The organism is Bacillus sp. LUNF1 (genome assembly GCF_011008975.1).
Lineage (GTDB): Bacteria > Bacillota > Bacilli > Bacillales > Bacillaceae > Bacillus > Bacillus velezensis.
Map to the genome: position 1 here is coordinate 819217 of NZ_CP048876.1, position 19794 is coordinate 839010.

At 48.6% G+C, this 19794-nt stretch carries 22 protein-coding genes and 1 pseudogene; 14 read left to right on the plus strand and 9 right to left on the minus strand.

Annotated elements, in window-relative coordinates; genetic code table 11:
- Window positions 1-58: 58 nt before the first annotated feature.
- Both G4O42_RS19915 and cyoE read left to right on the plus strand, forming a co-directional pair.
- Window positions 59-139, plus strand: a pseudogene (locus G4O42_RS19915) (hypothetical protein); the annotation flags it as partial.
- Window positions 140-276: 137 nt separating this feature from the next.
- Window positions 277-1224 (plus strand): heme o synthase, encoded by a 948-nt coding sequence (gene cyoE / locus G4O42_RS04150; RefSeq protein ID WP_032872371.1) that lies wholly within the window; start codon window positions 277-279, stop codon window positions 1222-1224.
- Window positions 1225-1261: 37 nt separating this feature from the next.
- On the opposite strand, the gene G4O42_RS04155 is transcribed toward cyoE, so the two are convergent.
- Window positions 1262-1813 carry a PadR family transcriptional regulator gene (locus G4O42_RS04155; RefSeq protein ID WP_012117104.1) on the minus strand — a complete coding sequence of 184 codons (552 nt, stop codon included), beginning with the start codon at window positions 1811-1813 and terminating at the stop codon, window positions 1262-1264.
- A 214-nt stretch (window positions 1814-2027) separates the two neighbouring features.
- Between G4O42_RS04155 and G4O42_RS04160 the strand changes: the two genes are divergently transcribed.
- The 5 genes from G4O42_RS04160 (at window position 2028) to bstA (ending at window position 7240) form a co-directional block, all read left to right on the plus strand.
- Window positions 2028-2630: an NAD(P)H-dependent oxidoreductase gene (locus tag G4O42_RS04160; protein ID WP_032872373.1), complete on the plus strand. Its 603-nt coding sequence runs from the start codon at window positions 2028-2030 to the stop codon at window positions 2628-2630.
- Window positions 2621-3709 carry an acyltransferase family protein gene (locus G4O42_RS04165; protein ID WP_032872375.1) on the plus strand — a complete coding sequence of 363 codons (1089 nt, stop codon included), beginning with the start codon at window positions 2621-2623 and terminating at the stop codon, window positions 3707-3709. Before G4O42_RS04160 ends, G4O42_RS04165 begins: the two co-directional genes overlap by 10 nt.
- Window positions 3710-3965: 256 nt before the next feature.
- Window positions 3966-6377, plus strand: a complete 2412-nt coding sequence (locus G4O42_RS04170) for a PEP/pyruvate-binding domain-containing protein (protein ID WP_032872377.1) — start codon at window positions 3966-3968, stop codon at window positions 6375-6377.
- A 22-nt stretch (window positions 6378-6399) separates the two neighbouring features.
- The gene (locus tag G4O42_RS04175; RefSeq protein ID WP_029973990.1) at window positions 6400-6672 is read left to right on the plus strand and encodes a ribonuclease inhibitor Barstar; all 273 of its coding nucleotides are present in this window, start codon (window positions 6400-6402) and stop codon (window positions 6670-6672) included.
- Between the two features lie 25 nt (window positions 6673-6697).
- Window positions 6698-7240: a bacillithiol transferase BstA gene (gene bstA / locus G4O42_RS04180; RefSeq protein WP_007610139.1), complete on the plus strand. Its 543-nt coding sequence runs from the start codon at window positions 6698-6700 to the stop codon at window positions 7238-7240.
- Here bstA and G4O42_RS04185 read toward each other — a convergent pair.
- Complete coding sequence (locus tag G4O42_RS04185) at window positions 7200-8792, minus strand: MFS transporter (RefSeq protein WP_032872380.1); 1593 nt, start codon at window positions 8790-8792, stop codon at window positions 7200-7202. The two genes, bstA and G4O42_RS04185, sit on opposite strands and share 41 nt — an antisense overlap.
- 108 nt (window positions 8793-8900) lie before the next feature.
- Window positions 8901-9383, minus strand: coding sequence for a MarR family transcriptional regulator (locus G4O42_RS04190; protein WP_007610142.1), 483 nt, complete (start codon window positions 9381-9383; stop codon window positions 8901-8903).
- Between the two features lie 168 nt (window positions 9384-9551).
- On the opposite strand from G4O42_RS04190, the gene mprF reads away from it, so the two are divergent.
- From mprF to G4O42_RS04205, 3 genes are all read left to right on the plus strand, one after another.
- Window positions 9552-12122 carry a bifunctional lysylphosphatidylglycerol flippase/synthetase MprF gene (gene mprF, locus G4O42_RS04195; RefSeq protein WP_032872384.1) on the plus strand — a complete coding sequence of 857 codons (2571 nt, stop codon included), beginning with the start codon at window positions 9552-9554 and terminating at the stop codon, window positions 12120-12122.
- Window positions 12123-12216: 94 nt separating this feature from the next.
- Window positions 12217-13101 (plus strand): PhzF family phenazine biosynthesis isomerase, encoded by an 885-nt coding sequence (locus G4O42_RS04200; protein WP_032872386.1) that lies wholly within the window; start codon window positions 12217-12219, stop codon window positions 13099-13101.
- Window positions 13102-13177: 76 nt separating this feature from the next.
- Window positions 13178-13762 carry a nitroreductase family protein gene (locus G4O42_RS04205; RefSeq protein WP_032872389.1) on the plus strand — a complete coding sequence of 195 codons (585 nt, stop codon included), beginning with the start codon at window positions 13178-13180 and terminating at the stop codon, window positions 13760-13762.
- A gap of 39 nt (window positions 13763-13801) precedes the next feature.
- On the opposite strand, the gene G4O42_RS04210 is transcribed toward G4O42_RS04205, so the two are convergent.
- The 3 genes from G4O42_RS04210 to G4O42_RS04220 form a co-directional block, all read right to left on the minus strand.
- Window positions 13802-13993 (minus strand): YfhD family protein, encoded by a 192-nt coding sequence (locus tag G4O42_RS04210; RefSeq protein ID WP_003155508.1) that lies wholly within the window; start codon window positions 13991-13993, stop codon window positions 13802-13804.
- A gap of 70 nt (window positions 13994-14063) precedes the next feature.
- A complete protein-coding gene (locus G4O42_RS04215) occupies window positions 14064-14174 on the minus strand; it encodes a YfhE family protein (RefSeq protein WP_003155504.1) in 111 nt (36 codons plus the stop codon).
- A gap of 57 nt (window positions 14175-14231) precedes the next feature.
- The gene (locus tag G4O42_RS04220; RefSeq protein ID WP_032872392.1) at window positions 14232-15131 is read right to left on the minus strand and encodes a TIGR01777 family oxidoreductase; all 900 of its coding nucleotides are present in this window, start codon (window positions 15129-15131) and stop codon (window positions 14232-14234) included.
- A gap of 91 nt (window positions 15132-15222) precedes the next feature.
- On the opposite strand from G4O42_RS04220, the gene recX reads away from it, so the two are divergent.
- The 3 genes from recX to G4O42_RS04235 all read left to right on the plus strand — a co-directional run bounded on the left by recX (window position 15223) and on the right by G4O42_RS04235 (window position 17673).
- Window positions 15223-16014, plus strand: coding sequence for a recombination regulator RecX (gene recX / locus G4O42_RS04225; protein ID WP_032872395.1), 792 nt, complete (start codon window positions 15223-15225; stop codon window positions 16012-16014).
- 6 nt (window positions 16015-16020) lie between these two features.
- Window positions 16021-16335 carry a YfhH family protein gene (locus G4O42_RS04230; protein ID WP_007408553.1) on the plus strand — a complete coding sequence of 105 codons (315 nt, stop codon included), beginning with the start codon at window positions 16021-16023 and terminating at the stop codon, window positions 16333-16335.
- Between the two features lie 144 nt (window positions 16336-16479).
- On the plus strand, window positions 16480-17673 hold the full coding sequence (locus G4O42_RS04235; RefSeq protein WP_025284446.1) for an MFS transporter: 1194 nt from the start codon (window positions 16480-16482) through the stop codon (window positions 17671-17673).
- Between the two features lie 39 nt (window positions 17674-17712).
- On the opposite strand, the gene G4O42_RS04240 is transcribed toward G4O42_RS04235, so the two are convergent.
- The 3 genes from G4O42_RS04240 to G4O42_RS04250 form a co-directional block, all read right to left on the minus strand.
- Window positions 17713-18102: a DUF2606 family protein gene (locus tag G4O42_RS04240; protein WP_032872398.1), complete on the minus strand. Its 390-nt coding sequence runs from the start codon at window positions 18100-18102 to the stop codon at window positions 17713-17715.
- The gene (locus G4O42_RS04245) at window positions 18065-18976 is read right to left on the minus strand and encodes a trypsin-like serine peptidase (RefSeq protein WP_032872401.1); all 912 of its coding nucleotides are present in this window, start codon (window positions 18974-18976) and stop codon (window positions 18065-18067) included. Before G4O42_RS04245 ends, G4O42_RS04240 begins: the two co-directional genes overlap by 38 nt.
- 145 nt (window positions 18977-19121) lie before the next feature.
- Window positions 19122-19274, minus strand: coding sequence for a small, acid-soluble spore protein K (locus tag G4O42_RS04250; RefSeq protein WP_003155495.1), 153 nt, complete (start codon window positions 19272-19274; stop codon window positions 19122-19124).
- Window positions 19275-19397: 123 nt separating this feature from the next.
- Here G4O42_RS04250 and G4O42_RS04255 point away from each other — a divergent pair, with 123 nt between their 5' ends.
- Window positions 19398-19667 carry a YfhJ family protein gene (locus G4O42_RS04255; protein WP_003155492.1) on the plus strand — a complete coding sequence of 90 codons (270 nt, stop codon included), beginning with the start codon at window positions 19398-19400 and terminating at the stop codon, window positions 19665-19667.
- Window positions 19668-19794: the final 127 nt, after the last annotated feature.

The following is a 19794-nucleotide window of genomic DNA, read 5'->3' on the forward strand; positions in this document are numbered from 1 at the left end:
GAAGAGAGCGAACATCTCAGTGAGGCGCAAAAATGACGCATGGAGCCCGCCATCGCCGGCCGGAGCTCAGGGCATCCGCTGGATTGAAAACTGTGTCCGTTCGGCGGATCAGGGTGTTGTATGGGCAGAATTTGAATAGAAAAAGGCAAAAGCCGCATCCGGTCACAAGATGCGGCTTTTCATATACAATTTACAATTGTGTGAAAAATGTCCAAAATAAATTGTTCTTCCTGATTCTTCCTGATATGATAAGCCGAAAAAGGAGAACCTGAACAAATGAATTCAAATGCAGCACAGACGGAACAGCCGATGAAGCATAACGGAAACCGGGTGACGGTTAAGGACTTTATCATTCTAGCCAAGCCGGGGATTATCATCTCAAATTCACTTGCCGCATTGGGCGGATTTTGGATTGCATGGCTTCAGTCGGAAAGGACGGGCGGAGGGCCCGGTATATTTGCCGCCATGGCGGTTGCTATGATCGGAACGGCGTTGGTCATGGCATCAAGCACTGTTTTTAATAACTTCTTTGACCGCGGCATGGACGCAAAGATGGCTCGAACCCGCACCCGCGCAAGCGTCACGGGGAGAATACCGCCGCCGGTCATGATCCTGTACGGCACATGTCTCGGCGCATGCGGATTCATCATGCTTGCTTCGCTTAATGTACTGACCGCCGTTCTTGGCCTGCTTGCATTTTTGCTGTATGCCGTCGTTTATACGCTTTGGTTTAAAAGACAATCCGTCTGGAGCACATTTGTCGGCAGCTTTCCGGGGGCGGCTCCGCCTTTAATCGGTTATTGCGCGCTGACTGGGTACATTGATATGCCCGCGATTTTGTTATACGCAATTATGTTTTTGTGGCAGCCGCCGCATTTCTGGGCGATCGGAATCAGGCGAAAGGAAGAGTATCGTGCCGCCGGCATTCCGCTTTTGCCGATTATAAAAGGCAATCGCGTCACAAAAATAAAAATGCTGCGCTATATTGCCGTTCTGACTGCGGTTTCGCTGCTCGTTCCTCTTTATATAGACGTCAGCCCGTTTTATACCGCGTCCGCTCTCCTGCTCGGAGCCATCTGGCTGTACCGGAGCGTCAAAGGCTTTCAGGCGGCGGATGACACGCAATGGTCGAAGGGGATGTTTTTTTATTCGATTGTGTATTTCAGTCTGCTTTTCCTTATTTTAATGGCTGATTCGTTTATCAATGCGGTTCTCAGAACGTAAACAGGCGGCTTGCAGATACAGAGCCGCCCCGTTTTGTTTATGCTTTTTTGATGAGAGCCAAAATATCTTCAAGCCAGGAAATATAATTCCGTTCCCGCTCAAGCGCTTTTGTCAGCACGAGATAATGGCCGAAATCAGGAGAAGAAAATGAATCCGCCTCCGCGGACGATGTCATCAGTTCTTGATAACTGTTTTCCAGATCGGACAATTTCTCCTTCCGCTTTACGAGCTGATCGGTGAATAGCTCATCCGCTTCTTCCTGCGTCAAAGCTGAGATGAAATAAGCCTTCAGCATAAATTCATCCTTCACCGTTTCCGGAATCGGGTCTTTTTTCGTCAGCCAGGCAGCAAGCTCCAGCTCTCCCTTGTCAGTCAGCGTGTACATTTTTTTCTCAAGCTTTGTTCCTTGAATCGCAGTGCGAAACGTAATAAATCCCTCAGCCGTCAGTTTTTTTAATTCCGGATAAATCTGGCTGTGCTTTGCGCTCCAAAACTGGCCGAGCTCTTCCTTAAAATAGCTCGATATATCATATCCGCTCAATTCGCCTTTTCGCAAAAGCCCTAAAATCGCGTACTTTAAAATTCTCATGTTGTCCTCCAAGCCCATTCATTTGACAGCTAGTATACCATACGGCCGCTCAAAAACGGAGAAGTGCCGGATGCTTGTAATTGAATCTGCGGCGGCAAAATCAGCGAAAATATGCAGAAAGGGGTTATCAAAAAGCCTTTCTCATGTCTTTGCCTCATTCATATGACATCATGATATAATCATTGTAAAAATTAAGAAATACTGGGAGGGACATATGAAGACGGTGATTGTGTATGCAAACCCGGATGAGAACAGTTTCAATGCGGCTCTCGTAAAATACGTCGTCATGGCTTTAAAGGACAGCGGCCGAAGCTATACGGTCATTGACTTATACGCCGACCAATTTGATCCCGTGCTGAAGTACGGCGGCGAAAAAAAGCGCTCTGACATGAACCGGGACGCTGAAACGAAGAAATACCGGAAACTGATGAAAGAAGCGGATCATCTCATTTTCATCTACCCGCTGTGGTGGGGAGGCGTTCCGGCGATTATGAAAGGCTTTTTTGACAGAGTGCTTGTCGCCGGAGAAGCCTACACATATGAAAACGGCCGCGTAAAAGGACTGCTCCGGGCAGAGACGGCACAAGTCTTTTATACGGCGGATTCCCCGGGCTGGTACTTAAAGTGGTTCCGGAAAAACTCGGACTGGATTACGCTGAAAAAAGGCATTCTGCAATTTTGCGGCATTCAAAAAGCCGAGCGGAACCTTTTTTCTGTCGTCAAAACGAGCACACCCGAGCTGCGGGAAAAATGGCTGCGCCAAGCATACGCTAAAGTCCGGCGCGCTTGTGAAAAAGGAGCGGCCGCATGCAGATAAAAGAAATTTTCGTGATTCGCTGCCTGTCCTGTTTAAGTGTGGTTCTGCTTCATGCAGTTTCAATGGTGCTGATGATTCAGGAAGAGTCCTTAGCCAGTGCCGCCCATACGGTTGATGCTTTTCGGACCCTGTTGATGTTCAGCACGCCGGCGTTTATCTTTATTTCGGAATTTCTGCTTGCCAGGTCATACCCGGGAGGCGTTCCCGCGGGTTTTTTAAAGAAAAGGGGCAAAGTCATTTTCGTGCCGTTTCTGTTTATTGCCGCGGTGGATGCCATTTTAATGAAAAGCGTGGCGGAAGAAGGAGCCGGATTCGTTTCAGTGATCGGTAAATTTTTAGAAAATGTGTTTTTAGGAAACTTCATCGGCTACTTCATTCTTGTGATCTTTCAATTTTACATTCTCCATATGCTGCTGCACCGCTGGCTGAACAACACATCTCCCGTGTGGGTGCTGTCTGTTTCGTTTATCATCAACGCCGTCTATCTGGCTTACTTTTCCATCGTTCATCCGCCCGTATCATCGGGGCTTGATTCTATTTTTCCGTTCTTTTGGGTTCCGTTTCCGGGCTGGGTATTTTATTTCTGTCTGGCATTTTATTGCGGAAAGGAATATCCGCGTTTTTTATCGCTCATCAATCAGTACCGTTATGCGGTTTACTTCAGTGCAGCCGTATCGGCAATATTGATTGTGGCCGTTTCATATATCAGCGGCGGCTCCATTTCCTCTAAGCGTCCGGATATTATGATTTACGCGGTCAGTATGATCTTTCTGTGTTTTCATCTGTTTTCAAAGCTCAAAAAAGTGCCCGCGATTGTGATGATGATCAGCAACTATTCGTTTTCAATCTATCTGCTGCACTCCTACTTTTTAATCAGCGGATATCTTCTGGAAGGCTATTTGCGGTCAATGCCTTTGCCGGCTGCCATCCTTCTTTTATTTTTGATCTGCACGCTCGGTCCCATTTTCGTATCTTGGGTGTGCAACCATTTCAGATACGGATACCTGTTTGTCGGGAAAGTGTATCAGCCGAAGCAGACCAAAAGAAATACGGCGGCGCATCAAGGCCGCACAGTCTGAAAAAAAGGCGGCGTTTCGGCCGCCTTTTTGATATGGGTCCGCCTTATCCGGCACGAGGACGGATAGTTGTACATCCTGCAAACAAAGCCCCCGCCTGCGGCCGTTTTGACGGATGCATTTATGACAACATAACGCCATCGATTTTCTCCCTTGTGAAGACCGATATATTGTATACTTATAGGAAATACTTTCAAAAAAAGTGAAAAAGAGAAAAACTGTGAGCTTGGATGAACGACTAAAAAGGAGCGGGGACATTATGAATGACTGTGTCAAAACATTCGGAGAACTTCCGGCCGAACTTTATTCCTTTGCGGGAGGAAAAGGAAGCATTCTCTCTAAAATGTATCAAAGCGGGTATCCTGTGCCTGAAGGGTTTGTGATTTTGCCGTCTGCCTTTCAGGACGGACAGCTCCGCCATCAGGCGAGAGAGGCTGTTGATCAATATGTGAATTCCATCCGCAGCCGCCATGCATCTGCGTTGTTTGCCGTACGCTCATCCGCGCTGAGCGAGGATTCCGCTCAGGCTTCCTTTGCCGGAGAATTCGATACGGTGTTGAATGTCAAAACAGATCAAGACATGTTCAGGGCGATTGATGAAGTCCGCCGATCGACACAGTCAGAAAGAGTAAAAGCGTACAGCGCCGTTCAGGGAATGGAAGATGAGCATGAAATCGCAATCGTCATCCAGCTGATGATACCGTCTGACATATCCGGAGTGCTGTTTACCGCAGATCCGATTACGGGGAGCAGGCGGGAGATGACAGGCAATTACGTTTACGGTCTCGGGGAGCAGCTTGTTTCCGGGGAAGCCGATGCCTATTCTTTTAAACTGGCACGGCCCAAGAAAAAATATGACGGCCCCGGGGAATTTCGCAAATATGCGTCAAAGCTCTATAAACTGGCGAAAAAGCTGGAAAAAGATCTTGGAGGGCCGCAGGATATTGAATGGGCTGCCGCGGGCGGGACATTGTATATTCTTCAATCCCGCCCGATTACGACCTTACAAGCCGGAAATCTGGAAACCTATGAATGGAATGATTCTTTCAGCGGTGATTTTTTATGGACAAACACCAATATAGGAGAAGCGATTCCCGATGTGATGACGCCGCTGACATGGTCGCTCCTCCGGAATCTGGATGAAGAGTCGGGCATTATTCCGGGCTATTATGTCTGGTCCGGCAATATTTGCGGCAGAGCCTATAACAATATGAGCCAGCCTCTTTCCGTTCTTGCCGCTTTCGGTCTGAATCCGAAAGGCGGAAAAATAGGAAAAATGATGAGCGATACATTGGGTGAAATCCCGGCGGAAATGAAGATTCCTTTATATCCGTTCTCAAAGTATGAACTTTTGAAGATCATCCCGAAAAAACTGAAACCGTATCTGTCGAAAATGAAGCAAGCGAAAAAAAACATGTCCTCCTACTTGGACGAATCGCCGGAGTGGTGCCGGAATATTGAGGAAAAGCTGAAACGTGCCGAAACGGAGCGGGCATTATTAGCGATATGGAACAATGAGATCTATCCGTATTTATGCAACGCGTGGTTTGCGTTAATATCCGGCGGGCGTGATTCTGCGCAATCCTCTTCGTCGTTAACCTCTCAATTAACAAAACTCGCAGGGATAGAAGATGCGAATCTCCTGCTGTCCAATCTGAGGGGAAAAGGCGGACTGGCCAGCCTGGAGCCGATTATCGGCATTGATCAAGTCATGAAAGGCCGTATGAGCGAGGAAGAATATCTCAGGAACCAAGGCCACCGTGGCCCGCATGAATACGAACTTTCCATACCGCATCCGGGAGAAAACCGGGATTGGCTGACGAAGCAGATCAAAGAACACAAGGAGTCGGGTATTGATGCCGAACAACTGCTTTTGAAACAGCAGCGGGCGCATGAACAGGCCTTCCGAAGATTTGAAGAAAAGTATCCTCATAAGGTCAAATGGCTCAAAGCCAAAATGGAAAAAGCGTCAGAATACGCGAATATTAGAGAAACAACCAGATCCGAATTTGTCAGGGTGTACCGGACAGCCAGAGCATTCGCGCTCAGAGCGACGGAAATGACCGGCATGAAGGACGATATTTTCTTCCTGTATCTGCATGAAATAACCGATCTGCTCGCGGGGAAAGAGCCGGCGGTTGCGTCGATTCAAGCGAGAAAGCAAAACTATGAAACCTATAAAAAACTGCCGCCGTTCCCATCCGTTATTAACGGAAGGTTCAATCCGTTTAAATGGGCTGAGGATCCTGACAGAAGAGCGGATTATTACGATGCTTTTATGCCTGCGGAAACTGATGATGCGCATACTTTAAAAGGTTTCGCGGGAGCGGCCGGGAGAGTGGAGGGCATTGTCCGTGTCCTTGATGCTCCGGAAGACGGGGATTCTTTTGCGGCGGGGGAAATTTTAGTGACGTCGACAACCAATGTAGGCTGGACCCCGCTTTTTCCAAGAGCGGCTGCTATCATAACGGATGTCGGCGCCCCTTTGTCCCACGCGGCGATCGTTGCCCGGGAACTGGGGATTCCTGCCGTTGTCGGATGCGGAAATGCAACGTCAAAACTGAAAACGGGGGACAGGGTGGCCGTTGACGGCGGGCAAGGCATCGTCCAGCTGGAACCGCGGCAGACTCCGGCCACTTCTGAAGAGGAAAATGGTAAACTGATAGAATAAAAACATGGGAAAGGAGCAGCGCATGAATAAAGCAGTTATTAACGGGGAGCAAATCAGAAGTATGAGCGACCTGCACCAGACATTGAAAAAGGAACTTGCCCTTCCTGAATACTACGGTGAAAACCTTGACGCTTTATGGGATTGTCTGACCGGCTGGGTGGAATACCCCCTCGTTTTAGAATGGAGCCAGTTTGAACAAAGCAAGCAGCTTACAGAAAATGGCGCCGAGAGTGTGCTTCAGGTCTTTCGTGAAGCGAAAGCGGAAGGCTGCGACATCACCATCATACTTTCATAATACGATCAGCGGGAGAGAGACAAAAATGGAAAAACAAACCCTCAGCTATCCGATTGGAGAATATCAGCCGGCTGAATCGATTTCGGCCGGACAGAAACAAGAATGGATCAATGCGCTGGAACACGCTCCGGCCAAACTGAAACAAGCTGTCAGAGCGATGTCGGACAGTCAGCTTGATACGCCTTACCGCGAAGGGGGATGGACTGTCCGCCAAGTGGTTCACCATCTGGCGGACAGCCACATGAACGGCTATACCCGGTTTAAATTGAGCTTAACGGAGAATGAACCGGAAATCCGTCCTTATGATGAAAAAGGCTGGGCCGATCTTCATGATTCCAAAACCGCCGCTTGCGGGGATGCGCTTGAGCTGTTAACGATCCTGCACAGAAGATGGGCCGCTCTTTTGCGCTCCATGACGGAAGCCCAATTCAAACGGACATACTTCCATCCTGTATCTAAAGAGACGGTTACGCTGGAACAAGCGCTCGGGCTATATGTCTGGCACTCTGAACATCACATCGCCCATATTACTGAGCTTTCCCGGCGGATGGGCTGGCATCTGTCTTAGAGGATGCCGGCTTCCGGAAATACGCCAAAACAGCCGCAGACACAATCGTGCATAATGAAATGACGGCGGCTGCCGTATAAAGATGGTGGTAGCCGCTGGAAATGCCCGCTTCAATTGCATCAGAAACCGCTTTTTTGACGGCGGGAACAGGGATTCGGCTCACTTGCTCCTGCAACGAAGAAAGTCCGCCGCCGATATCGGGCATTTGCGCCTGATCAGCGGGAATGCCGCTTTTCGCTAAACGGTTTTTGATGTCATCTCCGATCCGGTCAAAGCCCGCTGTAATGAAGCCGGCATATAAAGCCGGAGCGAGCGTCAGCCCGACCTGCCTTACGAGTGACAGCGTGCCGAGCGCTGTTCCTTTGTTTTGGCCCGAAGTTTCTGATACAAGCACATTCAGCGGAGCCCCGAGCAGAAATCCGAAACCGACCCCCGCAATGACACTCGCTGTGACAAATTCCCATTTATCCGTCACCCATAACGGAAACAGGCTGAAGCCTGCAAATGCGATGGCGCCTGATACAACCGCGGAGAAGACCGGCCCTTTTTTATCCGTGATCGCCCCGCCGAGCCACGCTCCGATTCCTGACGCCAACGCGAGCGGCGTCATCCAATAACCCGCTTTCTCCGCCGATACGTGCAAATATTGCTCCGCATAAGAAGGAATAAAAATGACCGCAGCGAGCAGCCCTCCCGATAAAAATCCGATGACGAGCGTCCATTGAAACACTTTATTTTGCAGCAGCGAGTAGGCGAGAATCGGATCGCCCCCTCGGTTTTCAACCCGCTTTTCGACTTTAAGCAGCACCAGAAAGAGAAGTGCCGCTCCCAAAAGATACCCGTACACCTTTACGTTCATTATGCTTTCTGACAGCTTCGCCCCATCGAGATTCGTGATACCGATCATGCAAGATAAGATCGCAAGAGACAGCAGCATTGTGCCGGCGAGGTCAAGCCGTTTCGCCTCAGGCTCTTTCGTTTCAGCGATAAACAAACCGCCGCACACAACCAAAGCGGCGGCAATCGGCAGATTAATCAAGAACAGCCAATGCCACGACCCGGTTACATCAAGCAAAAAGCTCCCGATATTCGGTCCGAGGACGGCCGCCATACCGTTCATCGCCCCTAAAAGCCCGAGAGCTTTCCCCTGTTTCTCCTTCGGAAGCACGGCCAGTACATGCGAACTCCCGATAATAAAAATTCCGCCGCCGCCAAGGGCCTGAATGAGCCGTGCCGCCAAAAACATCGGGAAGCTCTGACTGAGTGCGACAAGCAAAGAGCCGAGTCCGAACAACCCGACTTCAATCATAAACAGCTTTTTCCGCCCGTATCGGTCCGACAGCTTGCCGACAATCGGCACACTGACACTGAGTCCCAATGTGTAAAGGGTCACTCCCCACGATCCCCATGAAGGAGAAACATCAAAAGAGCTGTTAATCGTCGTCAGAGCAGCGGAAATAATTCCGTTGTCCAGCGCCGCCATGAACACACCGATCGTAAAGAGAGTGATGGCCCAGCTCTGGTTTTTTTCTGTTTGCAATGGCTCCGGCATACTGATCAATCCTTCCGTTTTTAATTCACTTCGAATATATTATTCACTTCAAATGAATTAAATGTCAAACAAAAAAAGGCCGCCGATACCGGCAGGCCTTTTTCATCTCTATCCCTGTTTGGAAGAATCAAGCGCTCTTGCCAAAATGGAAAGCCCTTGATTGACCGTTTGTTTTTCTTCAGCGGTCAGCGTTTCCAATGAACGCTTCAATTTTACATGTCCTTTTTGATAAAGGCTGCGGAAAATATCTTTCGCGTTTTCCGTTAATTGAACGACGACTGAACGGCGGTCTTCTTCTGACGGAGCGCGTGTAATGAAACATGATTTTTCTAAACGGTCAAGGAGCCCCGTCGTATTTGAAAGAGAAGCGCCCATTTTCTCCGCTATGTCACTCACCTTAAGCGTCCCGTGGTTGTTCAGAAGCATCAGCACCTTCATTTGCGGCATGCTCATATCAAGCTTCATCCACTCCGACACATCGCCGAGCCCCGCCGATGTCATCACTTTCATGTACAGCACCCAAATATCCCGTTCCTCAGGAGAAAAAATATCGCCGCCTAATACTGTTGTATCATGCAGATTATAATCCATCGTCTCACTTCCTCATTCATACTCCTGCATACCATATTACTGATTTTAATCAGAGAAAGAAAGTTGCAGACGAGTTTTGTTTGAATGTGAGGTGGTAGTGTATAATATGTTGGAGATTATTGGGGGAATTATGATAAATAAGCTATTTTATGATGATTGGAGAGAACATTGCTGACTAAAAAGAATGCCTTATCGATATTAAAAGTATTATTTCCTATTGCAGTTTTGCTTTTAGTCATTTATCAGTCCAAAAAGGAATTGACAGACCTTTCTTTTAAAAGAACGCTGTACATTATTAACGGGATTGAGCGTTACGATTTATTTATTCTCGTTCTGCTCGGCCTTCTTGCCGTCAGCGCGATGTCCTTTTATGACTTTGTGCTGAAACGGACGCTTCGCCTCAACATTCCGAATTGGAAAGTATTCAGGGTCTCCTTTATCGCCAATTCCTTTAACAATGTCCTTGGATTCGGCGGTCTGGCGGGCATCGGGCTGCGGACGATGCTTTACAAAGAACATACGAATGACGTAAAACGCCTCGTCGCAGGCATCGCCTGGCTTACGTCCTCAGCGCTGCTCGGGCTGTCCGTCTTCAGTATCCTGACCATCGCCCGGGTTCTGCCGGTTGGAGAGATTACAGGTGAGAAACCGTGGCTGTGGGCTGTTATCGCCGGAGTGGCGCTTATTGTGCCGGCAGCCTTAATCGCCGCTGGGATCAACAATAAAAAAGCTGGCGCAGAAGACGGTGAAGCAAAACCGAGGCATCCGGTTTTTTCTTACATCGGGGCATCGTTTGCCGAATGGTTTGCGGCGGCCGTCGTCATGTATTATTCCCTGTATGTCATGGGGATTCAAGCGGATGTCCGCCATGTATTCGGTGTATTTGCCATTGCCGCTATCGGGGGAATCATCAGCCTTGTGCCGGGAGGATTCGGTTCGTTTGACCTTCTGTTTCTGCTCGGCATGCAGAATATGGGCTTTCCCCAGGAGGCGGTTGTGACATCCATCGTCATCTATCGGATTGTGTATTCATTTATTCCGTTTGTGTTCGGGCTGTTCTTTGCGGCCGGCGACTTAACGGAAAATACGCTTAAACGGCTGGAATCAAATCCGAAGATGGCGCCTGCCGTGGAAACGACGAACGTGCTTCTCGTATTCCAGCGCGCTATCTTAATCAGGGTGCTTTACGGTTCGCTGTCGCTTTTGGTTTTCATGGCGGGAGTCGTCGTGCTTGCGTCCGTCGCCCTGCCGATCGACAGGGAGACGGTCATCCCGCACATTCCGCGCCCGGCGCTCCTTGCGTTTAACGCGTTATCGCTAAGCGCGGCTTTGATTCTATTAATTTTGCCGATTGAATTATACAAACGGACGAAACGTTCTTATTCAATGGCGGTTGCCGCGCTGGTCGGCGGTTTTGTGTTCAGTTTCTTAAAAGGAATGAACATCAGCGCGATCTTTATTCTGCCTGTCGTCATCGTATTGCTTGTGCTGTTAAAGCGGCAGTTTATCAGAGAGCAGGCATCGTATACGCTCGGCCAGATGATTTTTGCGGCCGCTCTGTTTATTATCGCCTTGTTTAACTACAATCTCATTGCCGGCTTTATTTGGGATAAAATGAATCGGCTCCTGCGCCACGACTATTTCGTCCATAACAATTCGCACATTACATATGCCACGATGACGGCCATTATTGTTGTGCCGCTGTTTTTCCTTTTGTTTACGTTCTTTTATCATAAAAGATCGAAGCCGATCGGAGAAGAGGCCGATCCTGAACGGCTGAAGTCCTTTTTGGCGGAAGAAGGAGGAAACGCGCTCAGCCATCTCGGCTTTCTCGGGGATAAGCGGTTTTATTTCTCAAGCGACGGCAAAGCGCTTTTATTGTTCAGCCAGATTTCCAGAAGGCTTGTCGTGCTCGGTGATCCGTCAGGACAGAGAGACTCTTTTCCGCTTGTGATTGAGGAATTTCTGAATGAAGCGCATAAGCAGGGGCTGAGTGTCATGTTTTATCAGATCGAACGTGAAGATCTGGCGCTGTACCATGACTTCGGCTATAACTTCTTCAAGCTTGGAGAAGAAGCATTCGTGGATATGGAGGCCTTTACGCTCTCAGGTAAGAAAAAAGCGGGGCTGCGGGCGATTAACAACAAATTTGACCGCGAAGGCTACACATTTCATGTCGGGGAACCGCCGTTTTCCTCCGAGTTTATCGCCAAGCTGAAAGACATTTCGGACGAATGGCTCGGACCGAAAAAAGAGAAAGGTTTTTCCCTCGGTTTCTTCGACCGGGATTATCTGGAACAGGCGCCGATTGCTTACGTGAAAGACGCGGAAGGGGAGATCATCGCTTTTGCCAACCTGATGCCGATGTATCAGGAAGGCGAGATATCCGTCGACTTGATGCGTTATCGGAAAAGCGCGCCGAACGGTATTATGGACGCGCTTTTCATCCGTCTGTTTCTCTGGGCGCAGGAAAAAGGCTATACCACCTTCAATATGGGCATGGCGCCTTTGTCAAACGTAGGAACGGCTTTTACATCTTTCTGGTCGGAAAGAATCGCGGCCGTCATCTTCAACAACGTCCGGTATATGTACAGCTTCAGCGGGCTGCGGGCCTTTAAAGAAAAATACAAACCGGAGTGGCGCGGGAAATACTTGGCGTACCGCAAAAACAGATCGCTGTCCGTCACGATGATCCTCGTCACCCGCCTGATCGGAAAAACCAAAAAAAGACGCCGTTAAAAGGCGTCTTTTTTTAAAAATAATTGACTAAAAATTCTAATTTCACTCTGTTATACTGAATAACATGATCATAAGGTGAAAGGAAGGCTGATGAATGAAACAGGCAACCGTGTTTAAATATGAAGCGTTTTCCGATATTCCGGATTTGGGAAATCCCGCGGGAATCGTCTTTAACGGAGATGATTATTCAGATGAAGAGATGCAGATGATCGCCGAAATGGCAGGGTACAATGAAACCTCATTTCTCTGTAAAAGCGGAGAAGCCGATCTGCGCATCCGCTATTTTACACCCGGCCACGAAATGAATTTATGCGGACATGCTACCGTCGCCTCTCTTTACGCATTAATTGAAAAGGGAAGGCTTCAGGCTGATCAGACATATCAAATTGAAACAAAAGCCGGCATTCTTCCCGCAAAAGCCGCTGAACGAAACGGCCGGGTATACATCACACTCGAACAGGCTCCCCCGCAATTTCTGCCGTTTACGGGCGACAAAGAAAAGCTTGCGGCCTCGCTCGGAATTACGGCTGAGGATTTTCACAGCGAGCTGCCGATTGTTTACGGATCAACGGGGATCTGGACACTGATTGTTCCGCTGAGATCACTTAAAGCATCACGGAATATGGTGCCGGACAACGCACAATTCCCCGCTATTTTGCGCGATCTTCCGAAAGCGAGCGTTCATCCGTTTTCTCTTGAAACCGTTCATCCGGAAAGTGATCTGCACGGACGCCATTTTTCTTCCCCTTTCTCCGGTACGACCGAAGATCCCGTCACGGGAACCGCTTCAGGCGTCATGGCGGCCTATATGCGGCAATACGGAGGCTCCGAAGCCGAATGCCTCACGATTGAACAAGGCCAGGAAATCGGGAAAGACGGAAAAGTGGAAATCAGGATTACAGAAGATAACGAAAAGATGAACATCAAGATGACGGGAACGGCCGTGTATGCCGAAACAATCAATTTTCAGCTTCCGTAACGGTTTACAAAAGCCGGTCGTATCCGTTATATTATAAATGATAATCATTTTCATTTGGATAGGAAGGTGAATCGGCATGCCGAAAACCGAACAATTACAGCAAAACGAAAGTCTTGCACATACAATCAGAAACAGAAGATCCATCCGGTCGTTTAAACCGGAAACCGTACCTTCTGAAGTCATATTAGAGATGCTTGAAACGGCCGTTTACGCACCGAACCACAGACTGACGGAGCCATGGCGTTTTATCTACGCAGCAAGCGAAGCGGGAAAAGCAAAGCTTGCGGACAGCTACGTCTCATTTTTCAAAAAGATAAAAGATGATTTCAACGAGGAAAAAGAGCGGAACATGAGAAAAAACCTCAGCGCCGTTCCGGGATTTTTACTGGTCGTCTTAAAAGAAGATGAAAATGAATTTACGAGAAACGATGATTTCGCGGCGCTGAGCGGCATGATTCAAAACCTTCAGCTTCTCGCACATTCAAACGGCATCGGCATGGTCTGGAAAAGCGGCCGCATCATGTATGACAAACAGGTGCACCAAGACTTCGGTCTTGCTGATAATGAGCGCTTTGCCGCCATCATTCAAACGGGCTATCCGGACGAACAGCCTAAGGCGAAAGAACGGACGCCGGCAAAAAGCCTGTTTACCGAACTGTAAAAAAAATCCCCGTCTCTATACAGAGGCGGGGATTTCGTATTAGCGGGTTTTGCTTTTAGCTCTGTTGTCAGCGGCTTTCATCCGCGCCTGCGCTTCGCGGTCAGCGGAATCAGCAAGCTCGCTTGAATATTCCTCGTACGTGCCGTCTGTTTCGCGTTTCAAAGCATCCGGAACTTGAGGAAGTTTTTGTTTGTTTTTATCACGGTTTTTGTGAGTATGATTTCTGCCCATATCAATCGCCCCCTGAAAAAAGTGATATCAAACAAACATAGTATCTGCCCGGTCCTGATCTTTATTCAGTTTATTTCCGTTTGGCTGCTCTTTCCGCTTTTTTGAATTCACCGGAATAAAGGACTTCCTGCATTTTTTTCAGATTGGCTCCCTGCTGATGTTTTTCGCGCTTCTTTTCCATAAAAGAAGACCCTCCTTCAAAACAGAATACCAATAGGATTGGCTTTTATTTCCGTTTTTATGCAGATAAGAGATCCTTTAAAGCCAAATCAAGTTCTTCATATGTAAATTGAAAACCGGATGTCAGCGCCTGCTTAGGCAGGGCGCGCTGGCCTTTTACGATCAGCAGGCTCATTTCTCCCAAGGTCTTCTCCAGAAAAAGTTCCGGTACGGGAATCCAATGGGGGCGGTGCAGGACGCTTGCGATCGTCTTTCCGAATTGCTTCATTTCTACGGGGTTCGGCGATGTCACATTCATGGGACCGGACAAGTCATCATGCTCCGCCGCATAAGCGATGAGTCCCGCGGCGTCATCCACATGAACCCATGACAGCCATTGCCGTCCAGAGCCGATGGTGCCGCCGGCTAACAGCTTATAAGGGAGAACCATGAGCGGCAGGGCGCCTTTTTCACCGAGCATCACCCCGAATCTGGCATATACCGTCCGGATGCCGAGCGCTTCAATTTTCTGGCCTTCACGCTCCCACATACGAGCCGTATGACTGAGAAAGTCTTCATTTGACGTATCGGACTGTTCGGTGAACGTTTTTTCTGTGCTTGTGCCGTAAATGCCGACGGCGCTGGCCTGAATCAAAGCCCGGGGTTTTTTCGGCTGCTGCTTCATAATCCGTCTGACTTCTCTCGTCGCTTCTATTCTGCTTGAGATGATTTGTTCCTTCGTTGTGTCCGTCCAGCGGTCAAAGATGGATTTGCCGGCGAGGTTCACCCATACATCAATAGGGGGAAGCTCGCGCTCAGGCGCCGCATTTTCGGCCAGCCATTGAACATATGTCACATTTTTTTGTTCGGTTTCTCTCTGTTTTCTTGATAAAATATAGACATGATGTCCCCGGCGGGTAAACACACCTGTCAGATGCCGGCCCAGAAAACCAGTGCCGCCTGTCATCGCGATATTCATATCCATCTCTCCTTACACGTTGATATATATACTGTACCTCATTTGCCAAAAAGAAAAACGCCTGAACATCGGGGCGGGGAAGGAGACCGGGATGCCGTTTATTACAAAAATATCGACCCAAAAGAAAAATACCGAGCGCTTCAACATCTTTCTTGATGAGAAATATGCATTCAGCGTCGACGCCGACGTGCTTGTGCGTTATGACCTGAAAAAAGGGAAAGAACTGGACGAGCTTGACATTCTTGAAATCCAGTACGGCGATGACGTGAAAAAAGCCTTTAACCGCGCCGTAGAATTTTTATCATACCGGATGCGCTCTGAAAAAGAAGTCCGCGATCATCTGAAGAAAAAAGAAACACCGGACATGGTCATTTCTGAAGTCATCCATAAACTGTACGATTACCGCTACTTAAATGACAAAGAATTTGCCGAAGCCTATGCGAGCACCCACAAAAAAACAAACGGCAAAGGCCCTGACGTCCTGTTCCGCGAGCTGAAAGCGAAAGGAATAGACGACGATACCATCAAGGAGACGCTCAGTGCGTTTACATTTGATGAGCAGATACAAGAAGCGCTGAAACATATCAGCAAAATCCTGAAAAAGGACAAAAAGCTGTCCACAAAAGAGATCAGACAGCGGGCGCAGATGCAGCTTCAGCGAAAAGGTTTCCCTTTCGACGTCATCAATGCCGCTCTGGAGCAGACGGAGTATGAAAATGATGATGAAGCCGAGATGGAAGCTCTGAAGGCTCATGCGGAAAAAGCGATCAGGAAATACCGCTATGACGGCAGCTATGAAAGCGGAATGAAGGTTAAACAGTACTTATTCAGAAAAGGATTCTCGATTGACGATATTGATCAATTCTTGCAGGAAGAGGAGTAAACTGAAATGGACAAACGATACAGTCAAATGACGCCTCATGAACTTCAGACAGAAATTGCGGGACTGACGGAAAAAGCGCGAAAAGCGGAACAGATGGGCATTGTAAATGAACTGGCCGTGCTTGAACGGAAAATTACGATGGCCAAAGCTTACATGCTGAACCCGGAAGACTTTCGGCCCGGCGGGGTGTATCAGATAGAAGGTTCTGATGACACTTTCCGCATTGATTACATCAACGGCGTATTCGCCTGGGGACACAGATCTTCCCCGTCAGACGGGGAAGAAGCACTGCCGATTTCCGTTTTAAAAGAAAAAAAATAACAAAAGAGGCCGGTTCCGGCCTCTTTTTCTTTTCGGGCACATTCGTTTCAACCTTTCAGTAAAAAATGATTGAATTCATTTTTGATATCTTTTAAGATGGAATTCGTTGTTTTTTAAATAAAAAGGAGGCGATTTGCGTTGAATATCAAAATGAAACAGCCATCTGTGAAATTAATGATTTTTGTTTTAATGATCTGCACATTTTCCATCGGGTATACGGAATATGCTGTCATGGGTATTCTGACGTCGATTGCCGATGACTTTCATATACATGTATCTTCAGCGGGCATGCTTGTTACGGCGTACGCGGCAAGCGTCTGCCTGACGGGCCCGATCGTAACCATTATCGCGGTTAAGCTGCCGAGAAAGCCGGTGCTGCTGGGGTTGATGGGCATCTTCGTCCTTGCCAACCTGATGAGCGTCTTTGCGCCGAACTTCGCCGTGCTGGCGATTTCCAGAATTTTATCCGCATCCATCCACGGAGCTTTTTTTGCGATCGCCATGGTATTTGCGAGTGAAATGGTGCCGCCTGAAAAACGTTCCGCCGCCGCGGCTTCCATGAACGGCGGATTAACCGTGGCGCTGATGCTCGGCGTCCCGTTCGGCTCATATTTAGGAGATGCCCTTAACTGGCGGGCCGTCTTTTTCATTATTTCCGTTTTAGGCATGATCGGGCTGATCGGACTGATGCTGGTCGTACCGAACCGGAAACCGAAAGTGATTCCGATGCTGATGAATGAATGGAGTGTCTTTAAGCATAAACAAGTGATTTTTTCCTTTGCGATCACCATTCTCGGCTACTCAGGCGTATTTATCGCTTACACGTTTATTGAGCCGATTTTAAGAGATTCAGCGGGGTTCGGCACAGTCGGCATTACAGGCGCATTATTTGCCTACGGTCTCGGCGGAGTGGCGGGGAATTTCTTCGCGGGGAAAGTGCCGCTCAAACTGCTGACGCGCACGATGATCGGTGTGATGATCGGCTTGATCGGCGTCTTGGCGATTTTTCCTTATATCGCCGTTTTTCCAGCCGCCGCGGTTTCAGCGACATTTTTATTCGGCGCATGTGCGTTCGGCACGCCGCCGCTTTTGCAGACCAAGGTTATTTCTTCTTCTGAAAACGGCACGACAATCGCCGCTGCGGTGAGCGTTTCCGCCTTTAACCTGGCAAACGCGCTCGGCGCCTGGATCGGCGGATTGATTCTCGGCGGAACGGGATCTTACTCATGGCTGTTTGCCGGCGGTGCGCTGATGACAGCTCTCGGCCTTGTGCTTTCCACGTTCGCTCATCTGTCTGAGAAGAAAGATGTTTATGAATATCAAGTGCATAAAGGATAACAAAAAGCTTGCAGGGGATATTCCGCCTGCAAGCTTTTTTCAGTGTTTCAATGTAATGCTGATCACCGTATGTTTATCACTCTCAGCTAAGGAAATATTCCGGGTTTCCGGTACTCCGTCTTTTTCAAAAACGACGGCATAGGTTCCTTTTGCGCCGCTTTTCCATGCAATCTCGCCGTGGTGATCAGTCTTGCCTATTATCTCTCCGCGGTCTATATTCGGCTGATGATCTGACTCCGCCGCTTTCATCACGGTGACCGTCACACCGGCCGCCGGTGAACCGTCTGCATCCTCAACACGGAGCGTAACGGGCAGTGCTTTTTTGGCGGCGGAATCATCCGCTTTGCCGCATCCGCATAAAACGGCCGCCGCGAGAAAGAAAACAAAAGCTTTATTGATTTGACCAATATTGAATGTTGTCGAATACACTGTTTGTCACCCTTGTTCCCAGATTGTAAGACGACCCGCCGTTTGTATGAATGGCAATGGCGGTCTGGCCGGTGTCGCTGTAATTGCGGTAAACGGGCGATCCGCTCTGACAGCCGAACGTATCTGTCGTGTAGGTGAGTTTATATGTCTCGGCAGAACGAATCGGTTTGCTGTCCGACCACATGGAACCGGACACTTTGTCGCACGGATATCCTGTCACGGTTGAGGAAAGCCCGGTCGGACTGGAACTGTTGGTCGTCCGGTAGCCGTACCAGCCGACAGTATTCCCGGGCGACCCGTTTACTTTGATTGCGCCGTAGTCATAGTTTGTGTCACCGTTTTCTGTCCACCCTTTGACACTGTAGAATGTCTTTCCTGAATAAGAGCCGTACGGGTACGATGACCCGTTGCGGCCGGGAGCTGCCGTAATTTTCGATGCCCAGCCGTTTTTCTGGTCATACACGCAATGTCCCGCCGTAACGATCGTGTCGGCATTGACAAAAAAACCGGTGCATCCGTAGGTGCTTGTGCTGCCGCTGTATGTGACGGTCAGCTGTGCTGTCGCGCGATATGGAAATGATGTTGTAGGAGAAATTCTGATTCGTTCGTCTGTCCCAATAATACTGGAAGGCTTTAATGACTTGATGTCAGCTTTGCTGTTTTGTGCAAGCTGTCTTTTGGTGAGGCCCGTTCCTTCATAAGCGGGGGATGTCTGTGTTGTTTGTACAGGCTGATTCAGATTGGCGTCAAACTCCTCACCGCTGTTTGATACAGATGTCTGCGGGCTGCCCGCTGCTTCAGCTGAAACAGCAAATAATGAAACTGACAGTAAGAATGCGGTAAGGCTCAGCAATCGTTTGGAAACTGTCTTCATTTTATAAAACCCCTCCTTTTTTGTCTACCGGCTTTCGGTTGAACATTTAACATATTATGGAATTTATTTAGCGTTATGACCGCAAAAGGATGTTTTTTTCTGCAAAAAAAGAGACCGGCTCATTCCCGGTCTCTTACGGTGTGTGTTATCGTCTGCCTGAAGCTCTCATGCGCTCTTGCGGGTGCGAATTAATTGAACCGTCCGCCCGTTTAGAAGCGTAGTCATCCTTTGCCCGCGGTTCGCCTTCAAACTTATTATTGTTCTGATTAGGAAATCCTTTTGCCTTGTTCCGGACCATTTGTTTTCCCCCTCGGCCAATATCAAAAGGTTGCGCCTTCTGGATTGAAGACGTAAAGTTAGTATATGCCTGTGACAAGCTGCGTAAAAGCAGCAGGTTTTCCCAAGGAAAGGAGACAGAGACATGAATACATATATCGACAAACTGACGAATTTGCTGCTTGAGAAAAATGACATGCTCAGCTATTTGCAAGCGCGAACTTGGGTTGAGCTTTTATGGGGAGATTTCGAAGCGACTTACGCAAAAGCCGGCCGCCCGTATCAAGGAGAGCAAATGACAGAACGCGTCGTCAAGGAATGGATCGAATCATACGGCAGCAAGCTCCATATGTTCCAGAGCGTTCGGGAAGACGTTTCTCATTATTTGGATCAAAGCAGGGGTCTCCTGCATTAACATAGCAGTGCGCCCGCCGGATACCGTCCGGCGGTTTTTTCTTTTTATAAAAGAAATGGGAAAATCATGTTTGACGACCCGCGGAATGTGGAAATGTGTAATAACTCATAAAATAGCGGGGAGGAAC

Bases quoted from the DNA above. Each gene is read 5' to 3' on its own strand.
- G4O42_RS04185 (WP_032872380.1), bottom strand. From the start codon at position 8,792: ATGCCGGAGCCATTGCAAACAGAAAAAAACCAGAGCTGGGCCATCACT.
- G4O42_RS04230 (WP_007408553.1), top strand. From the start codon at position 16,021: ATGGACAAACGATACAGTCAAATGACGCCTCATGAACTTCAGACAGAA.
- G4O42_RS04215 (WP_003155504.1), bottom strand. From the start codon at position 14,174: ATGGAAAAGAAGCGCGAAAAACATCAGCAGGGAGCCAATCTGAAAAAA.
- G4O42_RS04220 (WP_032872392.1), bottom strand. From the start codon at position 15,131: ATGAATATCGCGATGACAGGCGGCACTGGTTTTCTGGGCCGGCATCTG.
- G4O42_RS04210 (WP_003155508.1), bottom strand. From the start codon at position 13,993: ATGGGCAGAAATCATACTCACAAAAACCGTGATAAAAACAAACAAAAA.
- G4O42_RS04165 (WP_032872375.1), top strand. From the start codon at position 2,621: ATGCAGATAAAAGAAATTTTCGTGATTCGCTGCCTGTCCTGTTTAAGT.
- G4O42_RS04160 (WP_032872373.1), top strand. From the start codon at position 2,028: ATGAAGACGGTGATTGTGTATGCAAACCCGGATGAGAACAGTTTCAAT.
- recX (WP_032872395.1), top strand. From the start codon at position 15,223: ATGCCGTTTATTACAAAAATATCGACCCAAAAGAAAAATACCGAGCGC.
- cyoE (WP_032872371.1), top strand. From the start codon at position 277: ATGAATTCAAATGCAGCACAGACGGAACAGCCGATGAAGCATAACGGA.
- bstA (WP_007610139.1), top strand. From the start codon at position 6,698: ATGGAAAAACAAACCCTCAGCTATCCGATTGGAGAATATCAGCCGGCT.
- G4O42_RS04200 (WP_032872386.1), top strand. From the start codon at position 12,217: ATGAAACAGGCAACCGTGTTTAAATATGAAGCGTTTTCCGATATTCCG.
- G4O42_RS04170 (WP_032872377.1), top strand. From the start codon at position 3,966: ATGAATGACTGTGTCAAAACATTCGGAGAACTTCCGGCCGAACTTTAT.
- G4O42_RS04175 (WP_029973990.1), top strand. From the start codon at position 6,400: ATGAATAAAGCAGTTATTAACGGGGAGCAAATCAGAAGTATGAGCGAC.
- G4O42_RS04255 (WP_003155492.1), top strand. From the start codon at position 19,398: ATGAATACATATATCGACAAACTGACGAATTTGCTGCTTGAGAAAAAT.
- G4O42_RS04245 (WP_032872401.1), bottom strand. From the start codon at position 18,976: ATGAAGACAGTTTCCAAACGATTGCTGAGCCTTACCGCATTCTTACTG.
- G4O42_RS04250 (WP_003155495.1), bottom strand. From the start codon at position 19,274: ATGGTCCGGAACAAGGCAAAAGGATTTCCTAATCAGAACAATAATAAG.
- G4O42_RS04155 (WP_012117104.1), bottom strand. From the start codon at position 1,813: ATGAGAATTTTAAAGTACGCGATTTTAGGGCTTTTGCGAAAAGGCGAA.
- G4O42_RS04205 (WP_032872389.1), top strand. From the start codon at position 13,178: ATGCCGAAAACCGAACAATTACAGCAAAACGAAAGTCTTGCACATACA.
- G4O42_RS04190 (WP_007610142.1), bottom strand. From the start codon at position 9,383: ATGGATTATAATCTGCATGATACAACAGTATTAGGCGGCGATATTTTT.